Source organism: Streptomyces tauricus (assembly GCF_014650955.1).
GTDB classification, from domain to species: domain Bacteria; phylum Actinomycetota; class Actinomycetes; order Streptomycetales; family Streptomycetaceae; genus Streptomyces; species Streptomyces tauricus.
Genome location: NZ_BMVY01000012.1, coordinates 111,975 through 137,654 on the forward strand (window position 1 = coordinate 111,975; position 25,680 = coordinate 137,654).

A 25,680-nucleotide genomic window follows, 5' to 3' on the forward strand; every position below is an offset into this window, starting at 1 on the left:
GGGCGGGTCACCACCGGGGGGTCTTGGTCGAGAAGGAGGGGTCCACGGTGCGCATGTAGCCGGTGTCGTCGCGGTCGCGCAGTCCGCAGTCGAGGTACTGCCGGTGGAGCCGGGCGAGGGCGTCCCGGTCCAGTTCCACTCCCAGACCGGGTGCCGTCGGGACGGTGACGCGGCCCTCGGTGAAGCGCAGCACCCCCGTGTCGACGACATCCTCGTCCGGCTGCTTCCACGGCGTGTGCGTGTCACAGGCGTAGGTGAGGCGCGGGGTGGCCGCCGCGAGATGGGTCATCGCCGCGAGGCTGATGCCGAGGTGCGAGTTGGAGTGCATCGACAGGCCGAGGCCGAACGTGTCGCAGATCGCGGAGAGTTGGAGTCCGCGCCGCAGCCCGCCCCAGAAGTGGTGGTCGGACAGGACGATGCCCACGGACCCGCGGGCCACGGCCGGGGCGAGGTCGTCGAAGGAGACGACGCACATGTTGGTCGCCAGGGGTGTCGGCGTCCCCGCGGCGACGGCCGCCATGCCGTCGATGCCCTCGGTCGGGTCCTCCAGGTACTGCAGGGCTCCGTCCAGTTCGCGGGCGACGTACAGCGAGGTCTCCGTGCTCCAGGCCGCGTTGGGGTCGAGGCGCAGCGGCAGGTCGGGGAACGCCTCGCGCAGGGCCCTGACCGCCGCGATCTCCTCGTCGGGCGGGAAGACACCGCCCTTGAGCTTGATGGAGGAGAAGCCGTACGTGTCGATCATGCGGCGGGCCTGGTCGACCAGGCCCGCCGGGTCGAGGGCGGCGCCCCAGTCGTCGTCCGGCTGCCCGGGGTGTGCGGCCCACTTGTAGAAGAGGTAGGCGCTGTAGGGGACCGAGGGGCGGACGGCTCCGCCGAGGAGGTCGCTGACCGGCCTGCCGATCAGCTTGCCCTGGATGTCCAGACAGGCCACGTCGAACGGCGACATGACCCGGTCCACGGCGCTGCTGCCGGTGACCATGCCGGACATGCCGTCGCCGCCTGAGGTGTCCTCGCCCAGCGCGCGTGTGGTGCGGGCGACCAGGTCGTTGAGGTTCCAGACGTCCAGGCCGATCAGTCCCTCGGCGGCGCGGCGCAGCCGTTCCAGGTGGACCGTGCCGCCGTAGGTCTCCCCGATGCCGGTGACACCGGACTCCGTGGTCATCTCGATGATCGTGCGCAGCGCGTAGGGCTCGTGCACCCCGACCGTGTTGAGCAGTGGGTAGTCCTTGAAGGCCACGGGGGTCACGGTGACGTCGGCGATGCGTGCTGCGTTCCCTGCCATGAATGCCGTCCTCATATGTAGTCCGCGTTCTCATTTGTAGACAGCCGCCCTCGCGGCTGTCAATGGCCGACCATGGAACGACCACCGAACAGGGCTGCGGAACAGGGGCTACGGAACAGGAGTGAGCAGGACCCCCTCCGCCATGAACCGCTGGACGTTGCCCAGGACCAGGTCGGCCATCGCCTGCCGCGTCTCGTGCGTCCCACTGGCCACATGGGGCAGCAGGAGCACCCGGTCCGACTCCAGCAGCGCCTGTGGCACGTTCGGTTCGTCGGCGAAGACGTCGAGCGCCGCACCGGCGATCCGCCCCTCCCGCACCGCCGCGACCAGCGCCGGCTCGTCGACGACGCTTCCGCGCGCGACGTTGACCAGGAAGCCCCGGGGACCGAGCGCGTCCAGCACCTCCGCCGAGACCAGCCCCCGGGTACCCGCCCCGCCCGCGACCGTGACGACGACCGCGTCGCACTCGGCGGCCAGCTCCCGCGCGGTGGGCAGGTAGCGGTAGGGGACGTCGGACACCGGGCCCCGCGAGCAGTACGCGATGTCCATGTCGAAGCCTTCGAGCCGCCGCGCCACGGCCCGGCCGATCCGGCCGAGACCGAGGATGCCCACCCGCTTCCCGCTCACCCGGGAGGTCAGCGGGTAGGGGGCCGCGCCCCACCGGCCGGCCCGTACGTACCGGTCGGCGGCCGACAGCTCGCGCATCACGTCGATCAGACCGCCCACGGCGAGGTCGGCCACGCAGTCATTGAGCACGTCGGGGGTGTTGCTGACGTCGATGCCGCGCGCCCGGGCGTGGGCCACGTCCGTGGTCTCGTAGCCGACGCCGAAGTGGACGATCGCACCCAGTTTCGGCAGCGCGTCCATGAGGGAGTTGGCGACACCGAAGCGCGCGCTGGTCACCGCGGCCACCACGCCCTCGGCCTGCTCGCGCAGGTAGGCCGCGGGGTCGGGCAGTTCATGCAGCCGGACCGTGCGGTGACGCTCGGCCAGCGCCTTCTCCAGGGCGGGGAGCAGCGGAGACACCTGAAGGACGGTGCCCTGGGCTGCCGGGTCGGTGGGGGCGGAGGTGGCCTGGGCGGCGGGGGTGGCGGAGTGGGACATGGTGGTACTCCCGTCAGTCTGAAAATCCACTGCTGAAGATTCGGTGCTGGAGGCTGGGCGCTGGAGTCGGGCGCCGCAGGTCGGGCGCAGGTCGGGTGACGTGTGTCAGCCGGCCCGTACCCACCGGCATCCGGACCGGACCGGATGGTGGTCGCGCGGCGACAGGCGGTTACGGCAGCGCCGCCGCGACTCCCCGCCGGCGACGGCACCGGCAAGATCCGTCGACGCGCATCCCTTGACGCTGCCACGGTGCCGGTTTAGCTTCGGCGTTCACAGATGCGGACCGAGTACGTAAGTGTAAACAGCTCAGGAGGTCGGCCCGAACTCGGAACGTGACACATCAGCACTCCCCCGGAGATACGCCGACGATGAAGTCCCCCGTTTCCTCCCCTCCGCCCGGCCGACGGCGGCCCCGCCCGACGACCGCCCTGCTGCTGGCGGGCGCGGTGCTGGTGTCCAGTGGCTGTGCCGTGGCCAACAGCGCCGGCGGCGACGCCGGTCAGGCCGACGGCCGCACCCTGCGCGTGGTGCTCACCCAGGAGCCACCCACGCTTGAGCCCTGCGAGGCCTCCCTGACGAGTACCGGCGTCGTCGTGCGGTCCAACATCACCGAGCCGCTCGTCGAACGCGATCCCGACTCCGGCGAACTGCACCCGCTGCTCGCGACGGGCTGGAAGCAGACCGGGCCGCGTACCTGGACCTTCGACACCCGTGACGGGGTGACCTTCCAGAACGGTGAGCCCTTCACCGCGAAGGACGCCGCCTTCTCCATCGACCGGGCGGTCAACTCCGACCTCGCCTGCAACGTCGAGGGCTATGTCTTCGGCGACGACGACCTGAAGGTGAAGGCGGTCGGCGACAACCGGCTGACCGTCACCACGCCCGAGCCCGACCCCATCCTTCCGCTGCGCCTGAGCTTCGTGGAGATCGTGCCGCGCTCCACGAGCACCGAGGCCAAGGTGCGCGTCCCGATCGGGACCGGCCCGTACGCCGTGCGCTCGTGGCAGGCCGGTACCGCGATCTCCCTCAGCCGCTACGACGACTACTGGGGCAAGGCTCCCGCCTTCCCCCGGGCCCGTTACGTCTGGCGCAGCGACGCCAGTGTCCGGGCCGCCATGATCGACAAGGACGAGGCGGAGATCGCCGTCGCGCTGGACTCGATGGAGGCGGAGAAGGACACGACCGCCTCCTATCCCAACAACGAGACGACCGCGCTGCGCCTGGACGGCCGCGAGGCGCCTCTCGACGATCTGCGGGTGCGCCGGGCCATCGACCTGGCCGTCGACCGCCAGGGCATCATCGACGCCCTGCTCGGCGGACTGGCCGAACCCGCGGGCCAGCTCGTACCGCCCGGAGTGGTCGGACACAGCGACGCGATCGAGCCGACCCGCCAGAACGTGGCCGAGGCCCGCGCCCTGGTGAAGGAGGCCGAGGCCGACGGCGTACCCACGGACCGCACCATCACCCTGGTCGCCCGCAACGGCATGTTCTCCGGGGTGTCGGAGACCGCGGAGGCCCTGCAGTACCAGATGAAGGAGATCGGGCTGAGCGTGCGGGTGCGCATGGCCGACACCGCCACCCAGCTCCAGTACCAACTGAGGCCGCTGCCGAAGAACGTCGGGCCCATCGCCCTGCTGATCATGCACGGCAACCAGGCCGGTGACGCGGCCTTCACCGCCAGCCAGTACCTGCTCAGCGACGGACCGCAGTCCACCTTCGGCACCGGGGAACTCGACCGGCGCATCGCCGACGCGGGCCTGCTGTCCGGGCGGAAGCGCCAGGACGCCTTCGCCGACCTGCTCGCCGACCAGAACGACACCGTCGTCCAGTACACCCACATCGCCCATATGACCGGACTGCTCGGGCTGTCACCGTCGATCCGGTACGAACCGAACTCCGCCACCGGCGACGAAATGCGGCTGGCCGAGGTCGGTCCCGCCGAGGGGGCGAAGGACTGACATGATCCCCTTCCTGCGCAAACGCATGATCTCCAGCGCCATCCCGCTCTTCTGTGTGGTGCTGGGCGTCTTCTTCCTGGCCCGTATGACCGGCAATCCGGTCGACCTCTACCTCCCGCTGAGCGCGACCGCCGAGCAGCGCGCGGAGTTCTCCGCCGCCCAGGGCTTCGACCTGTCGATCCCCGCACAGCTGTGGAACTACCTCGTCGACGCCGCCCACCTCGACTTCGGCACCTCGCTGCGGACCGGGCAGCCGGCGACCGAGATGGTGCTCGACGCCTTCCCGGTCACCCTGCAGCTCGCCGGTGTGACCATGCTGCTCGCGATCACCGGGGCGCTGCTGGTCGGCAGCCTGGCCGCCTACCGCCCCAACTCCCTGGTCGACCGGATCGCCAGCCTGCTGTCGATGACGGCCGCCAGCATCCCCGACTTCTGGTTCGCCATCATGGGCGTGCTCGTCTTCGGGGTGAGCCTCGGCTGGCTGCCGACCTCCGGCACGCTCGGCGGACCCGAGATATGGGTCCTGCCCGTCGCCACCCTGCTGATCCGGCCCTTCGGCGTACTGGTCCAGGTGGTGCGCGGCAGCATGGTCACCGCCCTCTCCGCCCCCTACGTCAAGATCGCCCGCAGCAAGGGCGCCACGCCCCGGCGGGTGATCTTCGGGCACGCCCTGCGCAACGCGGTGACGCCGGTCCTGACCGTGGCCGGCGACCTGGCGGTCGGCCTGGTCAACGGCGCGGTCATCGTCGAGACGATCTTCGGCTGGCCGGGCATCGGCAAACTCATGATCGACTCCATCCTCCAGCGCGACTTCGCGGTCCTCCAGGCGGCCGTGCTCCTCACCGCGGTGACGATTTTCGCGCTCAACATCCTGGTCGACGTGTGTCACGCGCTGACCGATCCCCGTGTGCGACTGGCGGTGCCGGCGTGAGCGAAGGAAGCACCATGCCCCGAGAAGAACCCACGACCGCGGACACGACCGCGGGCGCCGGCGCGGACACCACCACCGTGGGCACCACCGCTGCCGACACCCGGGACACCACCGCCGCCGGCGCCCCGGACACCACTGCGGCCGACACCGCGGCGGACACCGGCGCCGACACCCCGGCCGGCGCCGCATCCTCGCCCCACCGGGCGAACTGGTGGCGAATGCTGGGCCGTGACCGCGCGGCGGCCGTCGCCGCCGTCGTCCTCTCCCTGGTCGTCCTCGTCGCGCTCTTCGGGCGGCTCGTCATCGGCGACCGCGCGCAGCGGCAGGACCTGGACTCCTCCCTGCGGCCCCCGTCCCTGGGCGACGGGGTGTACGGACTGTTCGGCACCGACGTCCTCGGGCGCAGCGTGCTGGCCAGGCTGATCGACGCCGCCGCGACGACCCTGTCCGTGGCCGTCCCGGCCGTGCTGTGCTCGCTGCTGATCGGCTCGGCGCTCGGCCTGTGGGCCGGCTACCACGGGGGCCGCCGGGAGAGCCTCGCTATGCGCGTCGCCGACGTGATCCTCAGCTTCCCCTCCCTGCTGATCGCGGTGGTCGTGCTGTACGTGTTCTCGCCGAGCGCGCTGAACCTCGTACTGATCCTCGCGGTGGCCCGTATACCGGTGTATCTGCGCACCGCGCGGGCGGAGGCGGCGGAACTGCGCAGCCGCCTGTTCGTGGACGCGGCCCGCACCTTCGGTACCCCCAGTCGCAGCATCATCTACCGGCACATCCTGCCGATCGCCCTGCCGACCCTGCTGACGGTCGCCGCCCTCGACTTCTGCTTCGTCATGCTGACCGAGTCCTCGCTCAGCTTCCTGGGCATCGGTATCCAGCCGCCGGACGTCAGCTGGGGCCTGATGGTCGCCCAGGGCCGGCAGTACCTCCAGACGGCCTGGTGGATCACCGTGCTCCCGGGGCTCGCCATCGTGTTCACGACGGTGTCCGCCACGGTGCTCGCCGCCTGGGTCCGCATGGCCACCGACCCCGCCCAGCGCTGGCGCCTCACGCTGCCCACCAAGCGCCGCGGTGCCTCCGCCGCCGTACCTCCGGAGCTGATCCCGTGACGACCACCGCCGCGCCCTCGCCGGCCGCCGCCGACATCCCCGACAACACCCCCGCCCTCGACGTCGAGGGGCTCTGCGTCGACCTGAGCACACCCTCCGGGCAGGTACGCGCCGTCGACGGCGTCAGTTTCAGTGTCCGTCGCGGCCGTACCCTCGCCCTCCTCGGTGAGTCGGGCTGCGGCAAGTCCATGACCGCGCTGTCGGTCGTGGGGCTCCTCGACCCCGCGGCCGAGGTGACCGGCGGGGCCGTACGGGTCAGGGGCAGCGACACCCTGCGGATGAGCCCCGCGGAACGCCGGAAACTCGCCGGCCCCGTGCTGTCGATCGTGTTCCAGGACGCCCTGACCGCCCTCAACCCGGTGCAGCCGGTCGGCCGGCAGATCGGCGAGCCGTTCCGCATCCACCGCGGACTCTCCCGGCGCCAGGCGCACGAGAAGGCGATCGAGCTGATGACCCGGGTCGGCATTCCCGAGCCGCGGCAGCGGGCCCGTTCGTACCCGCACCAGTTCTCCGGCGGTATGCGGCAGCGGCTGCTGATCGCGATGGCCGTCGCCCTCGACCCCGACGTCCTCATCGCCGACGAACCCACCACCGCGCTCGACGTGACCGTGCAGGCGCAGATCATGCGGTTGCTGCGGGACCTCCAGGACGAGCGGGAGATGGCCCTCGTCCTGATCACGCACGACCTGGCCGTGGTCGCCCAGCGCGCGGACGACGTGGTCGTCATGTACGCGGGCACGGTCGTCGAGAACGGGCCGGTGCGCGAGGTCTTCGCCGCCCCACGCCACCCCTACACCCGCGGGCTGCTCGACTCGGTGCCGGAACACGCCGTACGCGGACGCCCGCTGCCCGCCGTGCCCGGCAGCCCGCCCGAACTGAGCGCGGTGCCGGCCGGATGCGTCTTCCAGGACCGCTGTCCGCTGGTGCGCGAGCGCTGCGTCCAGGAACGGCCGACCCTGCGCGCGTCGGGCGACGGACGCTCGGCCGCCTGCCATTTCTCCGAGGAGCTCGCCCGTGCCTGAGAGCCGCACGTCCGAAAGCCGCATGTCCGGGAGCGGCGGGCCTCAGGGGTCCGGGCCCCTGCTGGAGGTCAGCGGCGTCACCAAGACCTTCGGTCACGGCCGCCGCCGGCTGACCGCCCTGGACGGGGTGGACATACAGCTCGGCCGGGGCGAGACCCTGGGGCTCGTCGGCGAGTCGGGGTGCGGGAAGTCCACCCTCGCCCGGGTGCTGCTCGGCCTGGAACGGCCCGACGCGGGCACCGTACGGTTCGACGGCACCGACCCGTTCGCCCTGCGCGGCAAGGAGCTACTGGCCTGGCGCCGCCGTGTCCAGATGGTCTTCCAGGACCCCTTCGCCTCGCTCAACGCGCGGATGTCGGCCGCCGACCTGATCGGGGAGCCCTGGCGCACCCACCGGGACGTCGTGCCGGACGCGAAGGCGCGGGAGAAGCGCGTCCGCGAACTCCTCGCCCTGGTCGGGCTGCGCGACAGCGACGCGCACCGCTACCCGAACGAGTTCTCCGGCGGACAGCGCCAGCGCATCGGGATCGCCCGCGCGCTGGCCCTTGACCCCGACCTCATCGTCTGCGACGAGCCGGTGTCCGCGCTGGACCTGTCGGTGCAGGCCCAGGTCCTGAACGTCCTGTCGGAACTGCGGGAACGCCTCGGCGTGGCGTACGTCTTCATCTCCCACGACCTGTCCGTGGTGCGGTACATCGCCGACCGGGTGACCGTGATGTACCTGGGCAAGGTCATCGAACACGGCGCCACGGAGGATGTCTTCGAGCGGCCCCAGCATCCGTACACCTCGGCACTGATGTCGGCCGCGCCGGTCCTGGACGCGTCCCGTGTGTCCGGCGACCGGGAGATCCAGCTCAAGGGGGAGATCCCGTCCCCCTTCGACATCCCGTCGGGCTGCCGGTTCCGCACGCGGTGTCCGCGGGCGGAGGAGCGGTGCGCCACGCAGGCGCCGCCGGCGGCGGTACGGGATGCGCCGGGCGCGGCCCCCCACACGGCCCTGTGCCACTTCCCGCTGGCGGCGGCATGAACGGGTAGTTCATCACCTGCGGCCCCGCTGGGGACCGACTGCGCAGTTCCCCGCGCCCCTAAAAACCCGGGGCACAGCCGGTCCCCACGGGCGCGCCCCCGGAAAGACCGGGGCGCAGCCCCGTCTTTTTGGGGGCGCGGGGAACGGCGCGGACCACCCCCACCGACCCGCACCCGGAAGCAAGGCCCCCCGCCACTCCCCAAGCACCTGGGGGCGCGGGGAACGGCGCGGACCACCCCCACCGACCCGCACCCGGAGGCAGGGTCCCGCGCCACTCCCCAGGCGCCTGGGGCGCGGGGAACTGCGCGGGGGCAGCCCCACCCGGCCGCGGCCGGAGGTAGGGTCCGCGGCAGTACTCCCGGAGATGAGGAGTGATGCCCCGTGCCCTCGACCGACCCCACCCCACGCGTGGAACTGACCCCCGCCGCAGCCGACCTGCTGCGCAAACTGCGGGACGCACACGGTCCACTGATGTTCCATCAGTCCGGCGGCTGCTGCGACGGCAGCGCCCCCATGTGCTACCCGGAGGGCGAGTTCAAGACGGGCGACTCCGACGTGCTGCTCGCCTCACTGGCCGTCGAGGGAGTCGAGGAACCGGTCACGTTCTGGATGTCACGCAGCCAGTACGAGGTGTGGAACCACACCAGGCTGATCGTGGACGTCGTGCCCGGCAGAGGCAGCGGCTTCTCGCTGGAGGCGCCCGAAGGGGTACGTTTCCTGACGCGTTCACGCCTCGTCGGCACGTAGTCATCGTCAAGGCACCCACTCTGTGGTGAACTCCCCCGTGTCCTGGGCCATTTGAGGAGACAGCGGAGAGAGCAGGGGCACCGTGACACTACGCACCGGACGACTCAGAACCGCACTGACGGTCTTCGCCGCATGGAGCGCGCTGGCCGGCGCCGCCCTCGTCGGAGCGGCACCGGCCAGTGGTGCGCCGACCGGCGGCGCCCCGGCCTTCAGCCGGATCGCGCCGGGTGTGCGCTATATGGAGTTCGACATCCCGGCCGCCAAGGGGGTGGCGCACGCACACGTGCTCAGCGTCGACCTCGCCCACCCCAAGGTGAGCGTCGACCTGCTCCACCCGGGCGTGGTCGCGGCCCGGGCGACGGTCTCCCGGCTGGCCGACGCCCAGGGTGCCGTCGCGGGCGTCAACGGCGACTTCTTCAACATCACCGAGACCCAGCACCCAGGGGTGGAGGCGACCGGCGCGCCCGTCGGACCGGCCGTCGCGAGCGGGCACACCTTCAAGGCGGCCGTACCGAACGGCCAGCGCTTCGGCCCCGCCCTGCCGCCCGGCACGAGCACCGAGGACGTGCTCGGCGTGGGTACGGACCACCGGGCCCGGCTCGACAGCCTGGCCCTGGACGGTTCGGTCGAGACACCGCAGACGCGGCTGCCGCTCGGCGGCCTCAACCAGTACGCGCTGCCCGTGGGCTCCGTCGGCGCGTTCACCTCGGACTGGGGTCAGGTCTCCCGGGTGCGGGCCACCTGCGGGACGGACACCGACCGGGCCGCGCCCTGCAGCACGGACACCTACGAGGTGACCGTCCAGGACGGCCGGGTGGTGTCATCGGCCGACACCCCCGGCAGCGGACCCATCGCTTCGGACACCACTGTTCTGGTCGGCCGGGAGGCGGGAGCCCAGCAGCTGCGCAAGCTGTCCGTGGGCGAACAGGTCGTGGTGCGGCATCGCCTGGTGGCGGCCTCGTCGAAGACCCCGTACCACTTCGCGATCGGCGGTTATCCGGTCCTGCGGGGCGGGCAGCCGCTCGCCGGGCTCGACGATGTGACGGCGGCGGTACGGACCGCGGCGGGCATCTCGGACGGTGGCCACCGGCTGCTGTTGCTGGCGCTCGACGGGGCGGTGGAGTTCCGCAGCGGTCTCACCATCGCGGAAGTCGCCGACACGATGAAGGAGTTGGGTGCGGTGGACGCGTTCAGTCTGGACGGCGGCGGCTCCACGACGATGGCCGCCCGGGAGCCCGGATCGACCACCGCGACCGTACGCAACCACCCCAGCGGCGGGGCCGAACGCCCGGTGCCCAACGGCATCGGCGTCTTCTCCAAGGCGTGAGGCCGCCGACTCATGAGGCTGCCGGGCGGCCGGAGCCCGAGGCCGTCAAGGCCTGAGGCTGCTGACGATGTCGGTGGTCGCCGCGACCCCGTTGTGGATGGTCGGCGCCATGCTGGTGCTCGCCAGATAGAAGCCGAGCAGGACGCAGACCAGCGCGTGCGAGAGCTTCAGCGCGCCGTTGCGCAGGAAGACCACCGTCAGAATCACGAGCAGCAGCACCACAGAGATGGAAATAGCCACCGTCAACCTCCTCCGCCACGCCACACCGCGGCTTTCGGCCGCAAGTGTGGCGTAACGGGTGGTTCGTCCGTGCGGCTGACGCGTAGGCCGAACGTGTGTTGACTGTGCGTGAAAGCGCTGGGCTACGCCCGTGCCGGTCTACGCCTGCCGGTGGGCGTCCAGGAAGGCTTCCAGGCCCGCGAGGTCGTCGGTGTTGAGGTAGTCGGCGTCCGCGGCGAGGAGTTCGCTCCAGACCGCGTCACGGGCGGGCCCCGCCAGGTCCGGGGTGGCCCAGAAGCGGACCTTCTGCCCCCGGGAGTGCGCGGCCAGGATGATCCCGCGCAGCTTCTGCCGCTCGACCTCGGGGAACGTGCCGACGCCCTGCCAGGTGAAGTTGAGCGTCCAGTTGTCGCTGATCAGCGGGATGAAGGAGGCCGGGGCCGGGGCGGGGGCCAGCAGGTCGAGGAGGCGGCCGTCGTAGAAGGCGTGCCGTACGGTCTGGGCCTCCATGGGCACCCGGGCGGCCCGGTCGCCGGAGATCACGGCCGTCACCGCGCCGGGGTGGACGCGGCCGTGGGCGTACGTGGTGAACAGGTGCCGGTAGCGGCGCAGTCGGCGGTCCAGTTCGAGGTAGGTGGCCGAGCCCTCGGTCTTGATGTCGATCAGCAGCTGGAGCGGCTTGCGGTATCCGCGGTACACCGAGCCCCGGTTGGCCTTCACCCGGGCGGCGAGGGGCTTCAGGTAGAGGGATTCCAGGGTGCGGGCCGGGTCCAGCTCCACCGGGTCGTGGGCGACGAGGAGTTGGCCGTCGACGAGGAAGATGTCGGCCTCGACGCTGCCGAAGCGGTGGTCGAGCGCGTCGAACAGGGGCCGGGTGTGGAGATAGTCGTTGTGGGCGTGGGCACGCCACAGCGGACGCGGGCGGTGCCGGTCCTCGCTCGCCTGTGCGTACGCGGGCAGGGCGATACCGCCCGCCAGACCGGCGGCGAGGGTGGTGAGGGCTCTGCGACGGGTGGTGAGGGCCATGTCTGCCTCCCTGGGAGTGCCGTACGGGGTCTCGGGGAGCCCCGGCCGACGAAGTCGGGACTGGGGAGAGTATGGAGTCTTGACATGTCCAAGGAGCAGAGCCGTGCGGGGAGTTGGCCGGACTGCCGCTGTGCGTTCACTTCATCGGGCCGCGTACACGCGAAGGCCCGCTCCCGTCCCCCAGGGGGCAGAAGCGGGCCTTCGTGCACTGCGTGCCGGTGAGCCGGTGCGCGTGAGCCGGTGGGCCGGGTGAGCAATCAGGGGGCCTGGAGATCCACCAGTCCGGCCAGTGCCTCCCGGTGGCTGCCCGCCGTCCCGTACGCGATCGAGTCGGCCTTGGCCCGCTTCAGATACAGGTGCACCGGGTGCTCCCAGGTCATGCCGATACCGGCGTGCAACTGGAGCGCCTCCTCGGCGGCGTGGACGGCGACGGGTGCCGCGTACGCCTGGGCGAGGGCGACCGCCACGTCCGCGTCCGCGCTCCCACCGGCCAGCGCGTCGGCCGCGTTGCGGGCCGCGGCACGTGTGTGGACGGTCTCCAGCCAGAGCTGGGCGAGCCGGTGCTTGAGCGCCTGGAAGCCGCCGACCGGGCGGTTGAACTGCTTGCGCTCCTTCAGATAGCGCACGGTCTCCGTCAACGACCATTCGGCCAGGCCGAGTTGTTCGGAGGCGAGCAGTCCGGCGCCGGCCCGCAGGGCACGTCGTACGGCGGGGGCGGCGTCGCCGATCCGGCGCGCGTCCGCTCCGTCGAGGACGACCTTCGCGACCGGCCGGGTCAGGTCCAGGGACACCTGCGCGGTGACGGTCACGGCGTCCGCGTCGACGGCGTACAGGCCGCCGTCCTCGGCGGGGACGAGCAGCACGTCGGCGGCGGCGGCGTCCGCGATGCCGGTCAACTCGCCGTGCAGGGCGCCGCCTTCGACGCGTACGGTCCGGTGGGCGCCGCCGGGGGCGATGTTCAGGGCGACGGCGAGGGCGCCGATACGGCGGCCGGACGCCAGCTCGGCGAGGAGGTCGTCGGCGTCGCACGCCAGCAGGGCCTCGGTGGCGACGACCGCGCTCGTCAGATACGGCACCGGGGCGACCGCGCGGCCCAACTCCTCCAGTACGACGGCGGCTTCGCGGTGCGTGGCGCCCTGTCCGCCGAGCGCTTCGGGCACCAGCAGGCCCGCGAGGCCCATGCCCTCGGCGAGGGCCTTCCACGCCTCACGGTCGTGCGGCGCGCCGGACTCCGTGCGGGCGATCACGTCGGCCGGGTCGCAGTGGTCGGCGAGCAGGTCGCGGACGGCGGCGCGCAGCGCCTCTTCCTCCTCCGAGTACAGCAGGTCGGGCTGGGCGCTCTGCGTGGTCATCGGGCGAGGTCCTTCCAGGCGACGTCCTTGTCGGTGCGCGGCTCGGAGGGCAGGCCCAGCACGCGTTCGGCGACGATGTTCAGCAGGACCTCGTTGGTCCCGCCCTCGATGCTGTTGCCCTTGGAGCGGAGATAGCGGTAGCCGGCGTCACGGCCGGTGAAGTCGACCTTGTCGGGGCGGCGCATCGTCCAGTCGTCGTACAACAGGCCCTCCTCACCGAGGAGTTCGACCTCCAGGCCGCTGATCTCCTGGTTGAGGCGGGCGAACGCGAGTTTCATGCCGGAGCCCTCGGGGCCCGGCTGTCCCGCGACCATCTGCTGACGCAGGCGTTCGCCGGTGAGGCGCGCGACCTCGGCCTCGACCCACAGCTTCAGCAGGCGCTGGTGCAGGTCGTGGGTGCGCAGGTCGGGGCGTTCGCGCCAGGTCTTGGAGACGGGGCCGATCATCCCGCCCTCGCGGGGGATGCGCATGCCGCCGATGGAGACCCGCTCGTTCATGAGGGTGGTCTGCGCGACCCGCCAGCCGTCGCCGACCTCGCCGAGGCGGTGTGCGTCGGGGATGCGGACGTCGGTGAGGAACACCTCGTTGAACTCGGCCTCGCCGGTGATCTGGCGCAGCGGCCGCACCTCGACCCCGGGGTCGGTCATGTCGCAGACGAAGTAGGTGATGCCGCGGTGCTTGGGCGCGTCCGGGTCGGTGCGGGCGATGAGGATGGCCCAGCGGGCGAGGTGGGCGCTGGACGTCCACACCTTCTGGCCGTTGACCACCCAGTCTCCCCCACCCTCGCGAACCGCGCGGGTGCCCAGCGCCGCGAGGTCGGAGCCGGCGCCCGGTTCGCTGAACAGCTGGCACCAGACCTCCTCGCCGACCCACAGGGGCCGCAGGAAGCGGTTCTTCTGCTCCTCGGTGCCGTAGCCGAGGATCGTCGGGGCGGCCATGCCGAGGCCGATGCCGATGCGCCGCGGGTCGTTGTCGGGAGCGCCCGCGGCCTCCAGTTCGGTGTCGACGACGGCCTGGAGGGAGCGCGGCGCGCCGAGGCCGCCGAGCCCTTCGGGGTAGTGCACCCAGGCGAGTCCGGCGTCGAAGCGGGCCTTGAGGAAGTCCGTCCGGTCCGTGCGGTCGACCGGGTGGGCGGCCAGCAGCTCCTGGGTGCGGCGGCGCAGTTCGGCGGCGTCGACCGGCCCGCCCCCGTTCGCGGCGTCGGTCATGCGACGGCTCCGTTCTCGTCCGTGTCCGTGTCCGTGTCCGTGTCCGTAAGGGTGGTGGTGAGGGAGGGCAGCACGGCGACCCGGCCCGTGGTGACGCCGTCGGCGACCCGCTGGACGGCGTCGGCCGCGCCGTCCAGCGGCACGCGCTCGCTGACGAGCGGCCTGATCGCCCCTCGGGCGGCCAGCTCGGTGAGCTGCTCGTGGCAGCGCAGGACCAGCTTCGGGTCCTTGGTGTTGTAGAGACCCCAGTGCAGGCCGAGGATCGAGTAGTTCTTCACCAGGGCGTGGTTGAGCCCCGGGCTGGGGATCGTGCCGCTCGCGAAGCCGACGACCACGATCCGGCCCTCGAAGGCGACGACCTTGGTGGACTGGGTGTAGGCGTCACCGCCGACGGGGTCGTAGATCACGTCGGCGCCCCGGCCGCCGGTGGCCTCCTTGACGGCGGCGACGACGTCCTCGGTGCGCCGGTCCACGACGACGTCGCAGCCCAGCTCACGGGCGACGGCGGCCTTGTCCGCACCGCCCACGACACCGATGACGGTCGCTCCCGCCGCCTTGCCGAGTTGCACGGCCGCGCTGCCGACCCCTCCTGCGGCAGCGTGGACGAGCAGGGTCTCGCCGGCCTCCAGACGGGCCCGCCGGTGCAGGCCGAACCAGCCCGTCTGGTAGCCGATGTGCAGGGCGGCCGCCTCGGCGTCGTCCAGCGCCTCGGGTGCGGGCAGCAGGGCCGCGGCGTCCGCGACGGCGTACTCGGCGAAGCCGCCGTACGGCAGTGCGGGGTTGGCCATGACCCGCCGGCCGTCCTCGGTCTCGCCGCAGATCTCCACCCCGGGCGTGAACGGCATCGGCGGCCTGACCTGGTACTGCCCGCGGCACATCAGGGCGTCCGGGAAGTTGATGTTCGCCGCGCGCACCTTGAGCAGGACCTGGCCGTCACCGGGGACGGGCCGCTCCACCTCCGCCAGCCGCATCACCTCGCCCGGCTCACCGATCTCGTGCACTTGCCATGCCTGCATGCGGGGCCTCCACGGGACTGTGTCGGTAGCGGTTCGCGCCTCGGGGTCAACCGCATACTAAGCGGTCGCTTGCCGATCAGGGAACCGGTAGGGACCGGTCGGCGTCAGTCGGCCCGGTCGCCACCGCGTTTCGGGCGCGCCCGGACGTGCATGCGCTCGCCCTGCCGGCCGAAGAGGCTCAGGAACTCCACCGGCCCCTCCCCCGTCGACCCGAACCAGTGGGGCACGCGTGTGTCGAACTCCGCGGCCTCCCCGGCCCCGAGTACGACGTCGTGCTCGCCGAGTACGAGGCGCAGCCGCCCGGAGAGCACGTACAGCCACTCGTAGCCCTCGTGGACGCGGGGCTCCGGCTCCTCCTTCCGCTTCGGCTCCAGCACCTTGTAGGCCTGGAGGCCGCCGGGCTGGCGGGTGAGCGGCCAGTGCGTACGGCCGTGCATGACGATCGGTTTGGCCGCCCTCACGCGCGGGTCGCCGACCTGCGGCGCTCCGACGAGCTCGTCGAGGGGCACCTGGTGGGCCCGCGCGATGGGCAGCAGCAGTTCCAGGCTGGGTTTGCGCAGTCCGGACTCCAGGCGGGAGAGGGTGCTCACGGAGATGCCGGTGGCGGTGGACAGGCCCGCGAGGGTGGCACCGCGCTCCTTGCGGACGCGGCGCAGCCGGGGGCCGACCTCGGCGAGGACACCTTCCGTGTCGCGGTCGCCCTGCTCCCCCGGGTCCCGCTCCCCGTGCTCCGCGTGCTCCCGGTGGTCTGCGTGGCCCCTGTGCCGCTGCTCGCTCATGCCCTTATTGCAGTTTCGGCAAAGCCATTTGTCAATGCGGGGGCTGTGGCGCGACCTTCTCAGTGGAGGTGGTCACCATGACCGATACATACGAAGTGGTCGTCGTCGGCGGGGGTGCGGCCGGACTGTCCGCGGCGCTCGTCCTGGGGCGCGCACGCCGGAGTGTGCTCGTGATCGACGGGGGCGAGCCGCGCAACGCGCCCGCCGCCCACATGCAGGGCTATCTGACCCGGGACGGCATGTCACCAGCCGAGTTCCTGGCCGTGGGCCGCGAGGAGATCGCGCGGTACGGCGTCGAGCTGGTCCGGGACCTGGCGGTGGACGTGGCGCGGGACGCGGACGGGGAGTTCGACGTGACGCTCGGCGGCGGACGCAGGGTGCACGGGCGCCGGCTGTTCGTCGCCACCGGCCTGGCGGACGAGCTGCCGGCGGTGCCGGGGGTCGCGGAGCGCTTCGGCCGGGACGTGCTGCACTGCCCGTACTGCCATGGCTGGGAGGTGCGGGACCAGGCCTTCGGCGTACTCGCCACGACCCCGATGGGCGTACACCAGGCCCTGATGGTCTCCCAGTGGTCCAAGGACGTGACCCTTTTCCTGCACACGGTCGCGGAGGAGGAGCTGGCGGACGAGGATCTGCGCAGACTCGCGGCGGCCGGGGTCGCGGTGGTGCCCGGCGAGGTCGCGGGGCTCGACGTCGAGGACGACCGGCTCACGGCGGTCCGGCTGGCGGACGGCACGGCCCATGAGCGCTCGGTGCTGTTCGTGGCACCCCGGGCGGTCCCCCGTACCGGCCTGCTGGAACAGCTGGGCGCCGACCTCCAGGAGACCCCGTTCGGCTCGTACGCCGTGGTCGACGCGACGGGCCTGACCAGCGTGCCCGGCGTCTGGGCGGCGGGCAACGCGATCGGGTTCGGCGAGCAGGTCGTGAACGCGGCGAGCGGCGGCTACCGGGCGGGCGCCACGATCAACGGCGAACTGCTGTTCGCGGACCTGGACGCGGCGGTAGGCGTGCGGTGACGTGCGGTACGCGTGCAGTGACGTGCCCGTCGGGGTGGGCGGCGAGGGCCCGTCCAGGCTCGCCCAGGTGTAGACGGGGCGTCTCCGTAGCACCATGACTTCATGCTGCTGTCCCGGCTCGCCAACGTGTCCCAGGAGGTCGCCGCCACCTCGGCGCGGTCCCGCAAGGTCGCTCTGCTCGCGGAGCTGTTCCGGGACGCGGAGGCGGACGACGTACCGATCGTCATCCCGTATCTGGCGGGCCGCCTGCCCCAGGGGCGGCTCGGTGTCGGCTGGAAGCTCCTCGGCACGTCCGTGCCGCCCGCCGGGGAGCCCACGCTGACCGTGCGGGAGGTGGACGGCCGCCTGACCGCTCTCGGCGCCGTCTCCGGCACCGGCTCGCAGGCCGAACGGGCGGGGCTCGTCGGGGAGTTGATGGGCGCGGCCACCGAGTCCGAGCAGAAGTTCCTGCGCGCGCTGATCGGCGGCGAGGTACGGCAGGGCGCCCTCGACGCCGTCGCCGTCGAAGGGCTCGCCCGGGCGACCGGCGCGCCCTCCGCCGACGTACGCAGGGCCGTGATGCTGGCGGGTTCGCTGCAGACCGTGGCCGAGCGGCTGCTCGCCGACGGACCCGAGGCTCTGGAGGCGTTCCGGCTCACCGTCGGCCGGCCCGTCCTGCCGATGCTGGCGCACAGCGCACCCTCCGTCGCCGAGGCGCTCGACAAGCTCGGCGCCTGCGTGGTGGAGGAGAAGCTCGACGGCATCCGCGTCCAGGTGCACCGGGACGGCGACGAGGTACGCGTCCACACCCGCACCCTGGACGACATCACCGACCGGCTGCCCGAGATCACCAGGGCCGCGAGGGAGTTGAAGGGCGAGCGTTTCATCCTGGACGGCGAGGTGATCGCGCTCGACGGGAACGGGCGGCCCCGGCCCTTCCAGGAGACCGCGGGCCGCGTCAGTTCCCGGGTGGACGTGGCGACCGCGGCCGAGGCCGTGCCCGTCTCCCCCGTCTTCTTCGACGCCCTGTCCGTGGACGGCCAGGATCTGCTGGACCTGCCGTTCGCCGACCGCCACGCGGAGCTGGCCCGGCTGGTCCCCGAACCGATGCGCGTACGGCGTCTCCTCGTGCCGGATCCCACCGACGAGGCGGCGCGGGCCGCCGCCGAGGAGTTCAGTACCGACACGCTCGCGCGCGGCCACGAGGGGGTCGTCCTCAAGTCACTGGACGCCCCCTACAGCGCGGGCCGGCGCGGCGCCTCCTGGCTGAAGGTCAAACCCGTCCACACGCTCGACCTGGTCGTGCTGGCCGCCGAGTGGGGCAGCGGGCGGCGCACCGGCAAACTCTCCAACCTGCATCTGGGCGCGCGCAGACCGGACGGCTCGTTCGCGATGCTGGGCAAGACGTTCAAGGGCCTCACCGACGTGATGCTGGCCTGGCAGACCGAGCGGCTCCAGGAACTCGCCGTCGACCCCGTCGAGGAGAGCGGCTATGTGGTGACGGTCCGTCCCGAGCTGGTCGTGGAGATCGCGTACGACGGTCTGCAGCGTTCCACCCGCTACCCGGCGGGCGTCGCCCTGCGTTTCGCCCGGGTCGTGCGCTACCGCGAGGACAAGACACCCGCGGAGGCGGACACCGTCGAGACGGTGCTCGCCGCGCACCCGGGGGTCGCGTCATGACCCCGGCCGCCGCCGCGAGACGCAGCGCGGGTTTGCTCCTGTTCCGCCGCACCGACGGCACCGAGCAAGGCCATCACGGCGACGACGGCATCGAGGTGCTGCTCGGCCATATGGGCGGCCCGTTCTTCGCGCGGCGCGACGCCGGGGCGTGGACCGTGCCGAAGGGCGAGTACGAGCCCGACGAGCCGGCCTGGGACGCCGCCCGCCGCGAGTTCCAGGAGGAACTGGGCCTGCCACCGCCCGACGGCGAGCCCGTCCCCCTCGGCGAGGTCACCCAGACGAACGGCAAGATCGTCACGGTCTGGGCCGTCGAGGCGGACCTCGACCCGACGGCCGTGGTCCCCGGCACCTTCACGATGGAGTGGCCCCGGGGCTCGGGCCAGGTCCAGGAGTTCCCGGAACTGGACCGGGTGGAGTGGCTGGACATGAACCGCGCCAGCGCGGTCCTGATCAAGGCCCAGGCGGAGTTCCTGGACCGCCTGGAACGGCATACGCGCTGACGAGAGGGGCACGCGCCCCGTCAGGGGACGCGGGGACCTGCGCGCCCGGCCCCCACGGACCCGCACCGGACACACAGCATCAGGAGGCCAGAAGAATGCCCATCGCAACAGTGAACCCGGCAACAGGCGAAACCCTGCAGACCTACGACGCCCTCGACGACAAGGAGATCGAACACCGCCTCGCCACCGCGGAGGCCGCGTTCCGAACGCACCGCACCACGTCGTACGAGGAACGCGCCCGTCTGATGCACCGGGCGGCGGACCTCCTGGAGAGCGACGCGCCGGACATCGGCCGGACGATGACCATCGAGATGGGCAAGCCCGTCAAGCAGGCCCGCGCCGAGGCGGCGAAGTGCGCGAAGGCGATGCGCTGGTACGCCGACCACGCGGCGGAACTCCTCGCCGACGAGGAGGGCGCGAAGGCCGACGCGGAGGACTCCGGCGCCTCCCGCGTCCTCGTGCGCTACCGCCCGCTGGGCCCGGTCCTCGCCGTCATGCCGTGGAACTTCCCGCTCTGGCAGGTGATCCGCTTCGCCGCGCCCGCGCTGATGGCGGGCAACGTCGGGCTGCTCAAGCACGCCTCGAACGTCCCGCAGACCGCCCTCTACCTGGAGGACCTGTTCCGCCGGGCGGGCTTCGCGGAGGGCTGCTTCCAGACCCTGCTCGTCGGCTCGGACGCCATCGAGGACATCCTGCGCGACCCGCGGATCAAGGCGGCCACCCTGACCGGCAGCGAACCGGCCGGCCGCGCGGTCGCCTCGGTCGCCGGGGACGAGGTCAAGAAGACCGTCCTGGAGCTGGGCGGCAGCGACCCGTACGTGGTGATGCCGTCGGCCGACCTCGACAAGGCGGCGAAGACGGCGGTGACGGCCCGCGTGCAGAACAACGGGCAGTCCTGCATCGCCGCCAAGCGGTTCATCGTCCACACCGACGTCTTCGACGCCTTCGCCGAACGCTTCACCGAGGCCATGAAGGCCCTCACGGTGGGCGACCCGCTGGACGAGGGCTCGGACGTCGGCCCGATCGCCACCGAACAGGGCCGCGACGACCTGACGGAACTCGTCGACGACGCCGTGGAGAGCGGCGCGACCGTGCTGTGCGGGGGTGAGCGTCCCGAAGGCGCCGGCTGGTACTACCCGCCGACCGTCCTCGCCGACATCACGCCCGAGATGCGTATCCACCACGAGGAGGCGTTCGGGCCCGTCGCCACGCTCTACCGCGCCGCCGACCTCGACGAGGCGGTGGCCATCGCCAACGACACGCCGTTCGGGCTGAGTTCCAACGTCTGGACCCGCGACGAGGCCGAGACCGACCGTTTCGTACGGGATCTGGAGGCCGGCGGGGTCTTCTTCAACGGGATGACCGCGTCCCACCCGGCGTTCCCGTTCGGCGGGGTCAAGCGGTCCGGCTACGGGCGGGAGCTGTCGGGGCACGGAATCCGAGAGTTCTGCAACATCACCACCGTATGGCACGGAGCGTGAGCCTTCCGCGGCTACGATCCCCAGTGTGAACCGCGAAGTGACCCTGCCTCTGATCGTCGACGACCGCGGGACCCTGCAAGTGGCTGCCGCCGATGTGAGCAAGCTGCTGCGCACGATGGGGGGTAGGTGGCTGCATCTCGTCGAGGCCGGGGAGGACGGGCTCGACGAGGACACGGTGGCCGCGCTCACGATCGAGCTGGCGAAGCTCGCCGACCGGATCGATGTGGCGTGCATCGCGCACAGCAGCGGGGGCGCCTCCGGCTGAGGGGGCGTTCCTGGTTGTCCGCGGGGTGCGGGTGCGTCTTGGCCGGGTCGCGCCGTTCCCCCGCGCCCCTGAAGGCAAGAGACCAAGACTGCGCCGTTCCCCGCGCCCCCTGAAAGCCAAAGACAGAAGATTGCGCCGTTCCCCGCGCCCCTTGAGGGCGCGCCCTTGTGGGCCTGTGCCCAGGGGCCGCCCGCGGTCGCTGTCCCCGGTCTGGCGTAGTCCGGCGCGATAAACGGGACTTCTCGGGTGATCGTGGTGGGACCACCCTTCCGCTGGGAGAGGGCGTTCCCGGCGGGCGAGAGAAGGCGCAGGCACATGGCGACTTTGTGCAGACCCGCGGTCTCTGTCCCGGAATACGTGATCACGATGGAGGACACGCTCGAGCTGGCGCGCTCCCGCCACCCCGATCACCCCCAACTGCCGCTCGCGCTGCGGCTGATCGAGAACACCGGTGTACGCACCCGGCACATCGTGCAGCCCATCGAGGAGACCCTGAAGCACCCCGGCTTCGAGGAACGCAACAAGGTGTACACGGCCGAGGCGAAGGCCCGCGTACCGGCCGTCGTCCAGCGCGCGCTGGACGACGCGGAGGTCCTGGCCACCGACATCGACGTGATCATCTACGTCTCGTGCACGGGCTTCATGATGCCGTCGATGACGGCCTGGCTGATCAACTCCATGGGGTTCAGCAGCGACACCCGCCAGATACCCATCGCGCAGCTCGGCTGCGCCGCCGGAGGCGCCGCGATCAACCGCGCGCACGACTTCTGCACGGCCTACCCGCAGGCCAACGCGCTGATCGTGGCCTGCGAGTTCTGCTCGCTGTGCTACCAGCCGACCGACCTCGGTGTCGGCTCACTGCTCTGCAACGGGCTGTTCGGCGACGGCATCGCCGCCGCGGTGGTCCGCGGACAGGGCGGCGAGGGCATCCGGCTGGAGCGCAACGGCTCGTACCTGATCCCCAAGACCGAGGACTGGATCATGTACGACGTGCGGGCCACCGGCTTCCACTTCCTGCTGGACAAGCGGGTGCCGGCCACCATGGAACCGCTCGCCCCCGCGCTGCACAATCTGGCCGACCTGCACGGCTGGGACGCCTCCGACCTGGACTTCTACATCATCCACGCCGGGGGTCCGCGGATCCTCGACGACCTCAGCAAGTTCCTCCAAGTGGCACCGGAGGCCTTCCGGTTCAGCCGGGCGACGCTCACCGAGTACGGGAACATCGCCAGCGCCGTCGTCCTGGACGCACTGCGCAGGCTGTTCGACGAGGGGGGCTCCCATCACAAGGCGCGCGGACTGCTCGCCGGCTTCGGGCCGGGGATCACGGCCGAGATGGCGCTGGGCCGCTGGCACCGTACGAGCGAAATGACGGCGTGACATGACCTCTGACATGACCTCCGACACGGCCCTCGGCCGCGAGACGATGGCCGCACCCCCGGTACGGCACTGGCCCGCCCTGGATCTGACCGGGGTCGACTTCGACCCCGTCCTGTCCGAGCTGATGCGCGAGGGCCCCATCAACCGCATCCAGCTGCCCAACGGCGAGGGCTGGGCCTGGCTGGTCACGCGCTACGACGACGTACGGCTCGTGACGAACGATCCCCGGTTCAGCCGGGCGAAGGTCCTCGGCCGGCAGGTCACCCGGCTGGCGCCGCACTTCATCCCGGCGCCGGGCGCGATGAGCTTCGTCGACAAGCCCGACCACGCCCGGCTGCGCAGGGCGGTGAACGCGGCGTTCACCTCGCGCGGGGTCGAACGCCTGCGCGCCACCGCGCAGCAGACCCTGAGCACCATGGTCGACGACATGCTCCGGGACGGGCCGCCCGCCGATCTGATCGAGCGGGTCCTGTCCCCCTTCCCGATCACCGTCATCTGCGAGCTGATGGGGGTCCCGGCCGACGACCGGCACACCCTGCACGTCTGGACGCAGTCGATCCTCTCCTCCAGCCAGGGCGCCGAGGCCAGCGAGCGGGCCAAGAAGGACATGGAGGTGTACTTCGCCAAGCTCATCGCCGAGCGCCGCGGCGCGACCGGCGAGGACGTCACCTCGCTGCTCGGCGCGGCCGTCGGCCGGGGCGACATCACCGAGGAGGAGGCGGTGGCGCTCGCGGGTCCGATCCAGATCGGCGGCGAGGCCGTCACCAACAACACCGGCCAGATGCTCTACATCCTGCTGACCAGGCCGGCGCTGTTCGACCGGCTGCGCGACGAGCCGTCACTGCGCCCGCAGGCCCTCGACGAGCTGCTGCGCTACATCCCGCACCGCAACGCCGTCGGTCTGTCCCGGATCGCCACGGAGGACGTCGTCCTGCACGGCGTACGGATCAGGAAGGACGACCCGATCTACGTGTCCTACCTGGCCGCCAACCGCGACCCGGACGTCTTCCCCGACCCCGACCGTATCGACTTCGACCGCGCCTCCAACCCGCATGTGGCGTTCGGGCACGGCCCGCACTACTGCGTGGGCGGGATGCTCGCCCGGCTGGAGTCGGAGCTGATGGTGAACACGCTCCTCGACCGCATTCCGACGCTGCGGCTGTCCGTCTCGGCGGACGAGGTGCCGTGGCGGCGCGGCGCGCTGATCCGCGGGCCCGAGGCCCTGCCCGTCACCTGGTGACCGCGCTCACGCCGCCCGAGGGTCTGCTGGTGCCACCGGGGCACGGCCGTACGGTACGGACGCCGGCCCAGCACGTGACCTTCAAGGTCACCGGCACGCACTCCCGGGCGGCGTCCAGCTTCGAGGTGGTCGTGCCGCCCGGCTTCGACGTCGGCGCGCACGTCCACACGCGCAGCGAGGAGCTGTTCTACGTGCTCGAAGGGGAGCTGGACGTGCTCGCCTTCGAGCCGCTGGTCCGGACGCGCGACAACTGGCAGCGCTGGCAGTCGGGTTCGGGCAACCGGGTGGTGCGGGCGACGCCGGGGACGGTGATCGTCGTGCCGCCGGGGTGTCCGCACGCGTTCGCCAACCCGACGGGGGCTCCGGCGAAGATGTTCTTCCAGGCTTCGCCGCCGCCGGATCACGAACGGTACTTCGACGAGTTGCTCCGCATTCTTGACGCGGGGGGTCCGCCGGACGTCGCGGCGATCGAGGAGCTGCGGTCGCGGTACGACATCGAGCAGCTGACGCCGCTGCGCCACGCATAACTGCCCGCCCACCGACCCACTGCGGGCAGATAACGGCCGTCCGCGCCGTTCCCCGCGCCCCTCAAAAGATTGCGCCGTTCCCCGCGCCCCTGAAGAGCGGGGCTGCGTCCGGGCTTTTCGGCCCTTAGGGGCGCGGGGAACTGCGCAGTCTTTTGTCTTTGGGGGCGCCGCCCCGCACCCCCCTGGGGGTCAACGGATCGGCATGCCGGAGAGCGTGCGGGCGATCACCAACCGCTGGATCTCGCTCGTGCCCTCGAAGATCGTGTAGATCGCCGCATCCCGGTGCATCCGCTCGACCGGGTACTCGCGCGTGTACCCGTTCCCGCCGAGGATCTGGATCGCCTGCCCGGTCACCTTCTTCGCCGTCTCGCTGGCGAACAGCTTCGACATCGACCCCTCGGCCGACGTGAACTGCTTCCCGCTCACCGCCATCCACGACGCCCGCCACACCAGCAGCCGCGCCGCGTCGATCGACGTACGCATGTCGGCGAGCTGGAAGGCGACCCCCTGGTTGTCGATGATCGGCCGCCCGAACTGCTCGCGCGTCTTCGCGTAGTCGAGCGCCACCTCGTACGCGGCGCGCGCCGTGCCGACCGCCATGGCGCCGACGGCCGGGCGGGACGCCTCGAACGTGGCCATCGCCGCGTTCTTCAGCCGCTCGCCGTTGCCCGCCTTGGCCCGCTCACGGGCCCGGGCGAGGCGCTCGTCGAGCTTCTCCTTGCCGCCGAGCAGGCAGGAGCCGGGAACGCGGACGTTCTCCAGGACGACCTCGGCGGTGTGCGAGGCGCGGATGCCGTGCTTCTTGAACTTCTGCCCCTGCGACAGACCGGGCGTGCCCAGCGGGACGATGAAGGACGCGTGGCCCTTGGAGCCCAGCTCGGAGTCCACGACCGCGACGACCACGTGCACGTTGGCGATGCCGCCGTTGGTCGCCCACGTCTTCGTACCGTTGAGGATCCACTCGTCCTTGGCCTCGTCGTACACGGCCCGCGTACGCATCGAGGCGACGTCGGAGCCGGCGTCGGGCTCGGAGGAGCAGAAGGCGGCGACCTTGACATCGTTGGCGTCGCCGTACATCTGCGGGATCCAGGTGCCGATCTGCTCCTCGGTGCCGTTGGCGAGGACGCCCACGGCGGCGAGGCCGGTGCCGACGATCGACAGGGCGATGCCCGCGTCACCCCAGAACAGCTCCTCCATCGCCATCGGGATGCCGAGGCCGGTGGGGTCGAAGTACTGCTGGGCGTAGAAGTCCAGGGAGTAGATGCCGACCTTCGCGGCCTCCTGGATGACCGGCCAGGGAGTCTCTTCCCGCTCGTCCCATTCGGCGGCCGCGGGGCGGATCACGTCGGCGGCGAAGCCGTGGATCCAGTCCCGCACCTCCTTCTGTTCGTCGTTGAGCTCCATGGTGAACTCGGCCATGACCCCTCCAGCGCTGCACTCATGTGTTACTTGCGGTAACGGTAGCCTGTTACTGGGCGGTAGTAAAAGTCAACTCCCCGTTCCAGGTC

24 protein-coding genes are annotated in these 25,680 nt (G+C 71.7%); 15 read left to right on the plus strand and 9 right to left on the minus strand.

Features of this window, described 5'->3' with window-relative positions:
- Positions 1-7: 7 nt before the first annotated feature.
- Together IE278_RS20205 and IE278_RS20210 are read right to left on the minus strand one after the other, a co-directional pair.
- Complete coding sequence (locus IE278_RS20205; protein ID WP_246570423.1) at positions 8-1,282, minus strand: glucarate dehydratase family protein; 1,275 nt, start codon at positions 1,280-1,282, stop codon at positions 8-10.
- A 108-nt stretch (positions 1,283-1,390) separates the two neighbouring features.
- Positions 1,391-2,386 (minus strand): 2-hydroxyacid dehydrogenase, encoded by a 996-nt coding sequence (locus IE278_RS20210; RefSeq protein ID WP_189774273.1) that lies wholly within the window; start codon positions 2,384-2,386, stop codon positions 1,391-1,393.
- A gap of 368 nt (positions 2,387-2,754) precedes the next feature.
- Between IE278_RS20210 and IE278_RS20215 the strand changes: the two genes are divergently transcribed.
- The 7 genes from IE278_RS20215 (at position 2,755) to IE278_RS20245 (ending at position 10,504) form a co-directional block, all read left to right on the plus strand.
- The gene (locus IE278_RS20215) at positions 2,755-4,344 is read left to right on the plus strand and encodes an ABC transporter substrate-binding protein (protein ID WP_189774274.1); all 1,590 of its coding nucleotides are present in this window, start codon (positions 2,755-2,757) and stop codon (positions 4,342-4,344) included.
- Position 4,345: 1 nt separating this feature from the next.
- A complete protein-coding gene (locus IE278_RS20220) occupies positions 4,346-5,275 on the plus strand; it encodes an ABC transporter permease (RefSeq protein WP_189774275.1) in 930 nt (309 codons plus the stop codon).
- Between the two features lie 14 nt (positions 5,276-5,289).
- Positions 5,290-6,381, plus strand: a complete 1,092-nt coding sequence (locus IE278_RS20225) for an ABC transporter permease (RefSeq protein WP_246570424.1) — start codon at positions 5,290-5,292, stop codon at positions 6,379-6,381.
- Positions 6,378-7,403 carry an ABC transporter ATP-binding protein gene (locus tag IE278_RS20230; protein ID WP_189774276.1) on the plus strand — a complete coding sequence of 342 codons (1,026 nt, stop codon included), beginning with the start codon at positions 6,378-6,380 and terminating at the stop codon, positions 7,401-7,403. The genes IE278_RS20225 and IE278_RS20230 overlap by 4 nt, the downstream gene beginning before the upstream one ends.
- 22 nt (positions 7,404-7,425) lie before the next feature.
- Positions 7,426-8,430 (plus strand): ABC transporter ATP-binding protein, encoded by a 1,005-nt coding sequence (locus IE278_RS20235; RefSeq protein ID WP_189774464.1) that lies wholly within the window; start codon positions 7,426-7,428, stop codon positions 8,428-8,430.
- Between the two features lie 381 nt (positions 8,431-8,811).
- Complete coding sequence (locus tag IE278_RS20240; RefSeq protein WP_189774277.1) at positions 8,812-9,177, plus strand: DUF779 domain-containing protein; 366 nt, start codon at positions 8,812-8,814, stop codon at positions 9,175-9,177.
- A gap of 82 nt (positions 9,178-9,259) precedes the next feature.
- Positions 9,260-10,504 (plus strand): phosphodiester glycosidase family protein, encoded by a 1,245-nt coding sequence (locus tag IE278_RS20245; protein ID WP_189774278.1) that lies wholly within the window; start codon positions 9,260-9,262, stop codon positions 10,502-10,504.
- Between the two features lie 45 nt (positions 10,505-10,549).
- Here IE278_RS20245 and IE278_RS20250 read toward each other — a convergent pair whose 3' ends face one another.
- The 6 genes from IE278_RS20250 to IE278_RS20275 all read right to left on the minus strand — a co-directional run bounded on the left by IE278_RS20250 (position 10,550) and on the right by IE278_RS20275 (position 16,104).
- Complete coding sequence (locus IE278_RS20250) at positions 10,550-10,744, minus strand: hypothetical protein (RefSeq protein WP_189774279.1); 195 nt, start codon at positions 10,742-10,744, stop codon at positions 10,550-10,552.
- Between the two features lie 138 nt (positions 10,745-10,882).
- Entirely contained in the window at positions 10,883-11,749 is an 867-nt protein-coding gene (locus IE278_RS20255) for a phosphatidylinositol-specific phospholipase C/glycerophosphodiester phosphodiesterase family protein (RefSeq protein WP_189774280.1), read from the minus strand.
- A 257-nt stretch (positions 11,750-12,006) separates the two neighbouring features.
- Positions 12,007-13,101 carry an acyl-CoA dehydrogenase family protein gene (locus IE278_RS20260; RefSeq protein WP_189774282.1) on the minus strand — a complete coding sequence of 365 codons (1,095 nt, stop codon included), beginning with the start codon at positions 13,099-13,101 and terminating at the stop codon, positions 12,007-12,009.
- On the minus strand, positions 13,098-14,309 hold the full coding sequence (locus IE278_RS20265) for an acyl-CoA dehydrogenase family protein (RefSeq protein WP_189774284.1): 1,212 nt from the start codon (positions 14,307-14,309) through the stop codon (positions 13,098-13,100). The genes IE278_RS20260 and IE278_RS20265 overlap by 4 nt, the downstream gene beginning before the upstream one ends.
- A complete protein-coding gene (locus tag IE278_RS20270; RefSeq protein ID WP_189774286.1) occupies positions 14,306-15,325 on the minus strand; it encodes an NADPH:quinone oxidoreductase family protein in 1,020 nt (339 codons plus the stop codon). The genes IE278_RS20265 and IE278_RS20270 overlap by 4 nt, the downstream gene beginning before the upstream one ends.
- Before the next feature lie 104 nt (positions 15,326-15,429).
- Entirely contained in the window at positions 15,430-16,104 is a 675-nt protein-coding gene (locus tag IE278_RS20275) for a helix-turn-helix domain-containing protein (protein ID WP_246570426.1), read from the minus strand.
- Between the two features lie 77 nt (positions 16,105-16,181).
- Between IE278_RS20275 and IE278_RS20280 the strand changes: the two genes are divergently transcribed.
- From IE278_RS20280 to IE278_RS20315, 8 genes are all read left to right on the plus strand, one after another.
- Positions 16,182-17,120: an NAD(P)/FAD-dependent oxidoreductase gene (locus IE278_RS20280; RefSeq protein WP_189774288.1), complete on the plus strand. Its 939-nt coding sequence runs from the start codon at positions 16,182-16,184 to the stop codon at positions 17,118-17,120.
- A 102-nt stretch (positions 17,121-17,222) separates the two neighbouring features.
- Complete coding sequence (locus IE278_RS20285; protein WP_189774290.1) at positions 17,223-18,779, plus strand: ATP-dependent DNA ligase; 1,557 nt, start codon at positions 17,223-17,225, stop codon at positions 18,777-18,779.
- On the plus strand, positions 18,776-19,279 hold the full coding sequence (locus IE278_RS20290; RefSeq protein ID WP_189774292.1) for an NUDIX hydrolase: 504 nt from the start codon (positions 18,776-18,778) through the stop codon (positions 19,277-19,279). Before IE278_RS20285 ends, IE278_RS20290 begins: the two co-directional genes overlap by 4 nt.
- A gap of 95 nt (positions 19,280-19,374) precedes the next feature.
- Positions 19,375-20,760: an NADP-dependent succinic semialdehyde dehydrogenase gene (locus IE278_RS20295; protein WP_189774294.1), complete on the plus strand. Its 1,386-nt coding sequence runs from the start codon at positions 19,375-19,377 to the stop codon at positions 20,758-20,760.
- A 25-nt stretch (positions 20,761-20,785) separates the two neighbouring features.
- Positions 20,786-21,025, plus strand: coding sequence for a DUF6213 family protein (locus tag IE278_RS20300; RefSeq protein WP_107018811.1), 240 nt, complete (start codon positions 20,786-20,788; stop codon positions 21,023-21,025).
- Between the two features lie 315 nt (positions 21,026-21,340).
- Entirely contained in the window at positions 21,341-22,405 is a 1,065-nt protein-coding gene (locus tag IE278_RS20305; protein WP_189774296.1) for a type III polyketide synthase, read from the plus strand.
- Between the two features lies 1 nt (position 22,406).
- On the plus strand, positions 22,407-23,645 hold the full coding sequence (locus IE278_RS20310; RefSeq protein WP_373312041.1) for a cytochrome P450: 1,239 nt from the start codon (positions 22,407-22,409) through the stop codon (positions 23,643-23,645).
- Positions 23,642-24,172, plus strand: a complete 531-nt coding sequence (locus IE278_RS20315; protein ID WP_246570427.1) for a cupin domain-containing protein — start codon at positions 23,642-23,644, stop codon at positions 24,170-24,172. The genes IE278_RS20310 and IE278_RS20315 overlap by 4 nt, the downstream gene beginning before the upstream one ends.
- A gap of 189 nt (positions 24,173-24,361) precedes the next feature.
- Here the strand turns inward: IE278_RS20315 and IE278_RS20320 are convergent, their stop codons facing one another.
- Complete coding sequence (locus IE278_RS20320; protein WP_189774298.1) at positions 24,362-25,591, minus strand: acyl-CoA dehydrogenase family protein; 1,230 nt, start codon at positions 25,589-25,591, stop codon at positions 24,362-24,364.
- Positions 25,592-25,680: the final 89 nt, after the last annotated feature.

Bases quoted from the DNA above. Each gene is read 5' to 3' on its own strand.
- IE278_RS20205 (WP_246570423.1), bottom strand. From the start codon at position 1,282: ATGGCAGGGAACGCAGCACGCATCGCCGACGTCACCGTGACCCCCGTG.
- IE278_RS20210 (WP_189774273.1), bottom strand. From the start codon at position 2,386: ATGTCCCACTCCGCCACCCCCGCCGCCCAGGCCACCTCCGCCCCCACC.
- IE278_RS20215 (WP_189774274.1), top strand. From the start codon at position 2,755: ATGAAGTCCCCCGTTTCCTCCCCTCCGCCCGGCCGACGGCGGCCCCGC.
- IE278_RS20220 (WP_189774275.1), top strand. From the start codon at position 4,346: ATGATCCCCTTCCTGCGCAAACGCATGATCTCCAGCGCCATCCCGCTC.
- IE278_RS20225 (WP_246570424.1), top strand. From the start codon at position 5,290: ATGCCCCGAGAAGAACCCACGACCGCGGACACGACCGCGGGCGCCGGC.
- IE278_RS20235 (WP_189774464.1), top strand. From the start codon at position 7,426: ATGTCCGGGAGCGGCGGGCCTCAGGGGTCCGGGCCCCTGCTGGAGGTC.
- IE278_RS20255 (WP_189774280.1), bottom strand. From the start codon at position 11,749: ATGGCCCTCACCACCCGTCGCAGAGCCCTCACCACCCTCGCCGCCGGT.
- IE278_RS20260 (WP_189774282.1), bottom strand. From the start codon at position 13,101: ATGACCACGCAGAGCGCCCAGCCCGACCTGCTGTACTCGGAGGAGGAA.
- IE278_RS20265 (WP_189774284.1), bottom strand. From the start codon at position 14,309: ATGACCGACGCCGCGAACGGGGGCGGGCCGGTCGACGCCGCCGAACTG.
- IE278_RS20270 (WP_189774286.1), bottom strand. From the start codon at position 15,325: ATGCAGGCATGGCAAGTGCACGAGATCGGTGAGCCGGGCGAGGTGATG.
- IE278_RS20275 (WP_246570426.1), bottom strand. From the start codon at position 16,104: ATGAGCGAGCAGCGGCACAGGGGCCACGCAGACCACCGGGAGCACGCG.
- IE278_RS20280 (WP_189774288.1), top strand. From the start codon at position 16,182: ATGACCGATACATACGAAGTGGTCGTCGTCGGCGGGGGTGCGGCCGGA.
- IE278_RS20285 (WP_189774290.1), top strand. From the start codon at position 17,223: ATGCTGCTGTCCCGGCTCGCCAACGTGTCCCAGGAGGTCGCCGCCACC.
- IE278_RS20290 (WP_189774292.1), top strand. From the start codon at position 18,776: ATGACCCCGGCCGCCGCCGCGAGACGCAGCGCGGGTTTGCTCCTGTTC.
- IE278_RS20295 (WP_189774294.1), top strand. From the start codon at position 19,375: ATGCCCATCGCAACAGTGAACCCGGCAACAGGCGAAACCCTGCAGACC.
- IE278_RS20305 (WP_189774296.1), top strand. From the start codon at position 21,341: ATGGCGACTTTGTGCAGACCCGCGGTCTCTGTCCCGGAATACGTGATC.
- IE278_RS20310 (WP_373312041.1), top strand. From the start codon at position 22,407: ATGACCTCTGACATGACCTCCGACACGGCCCTCGGCCGCGAGACGATG.
- IE278_RS20320 (WP_189774298.1), bottom strand. From the start codon at position 25,591: ATGGCCGAGTTCACCATGGAGCTCAACGACGAACAGAAGGAGGTGCGG.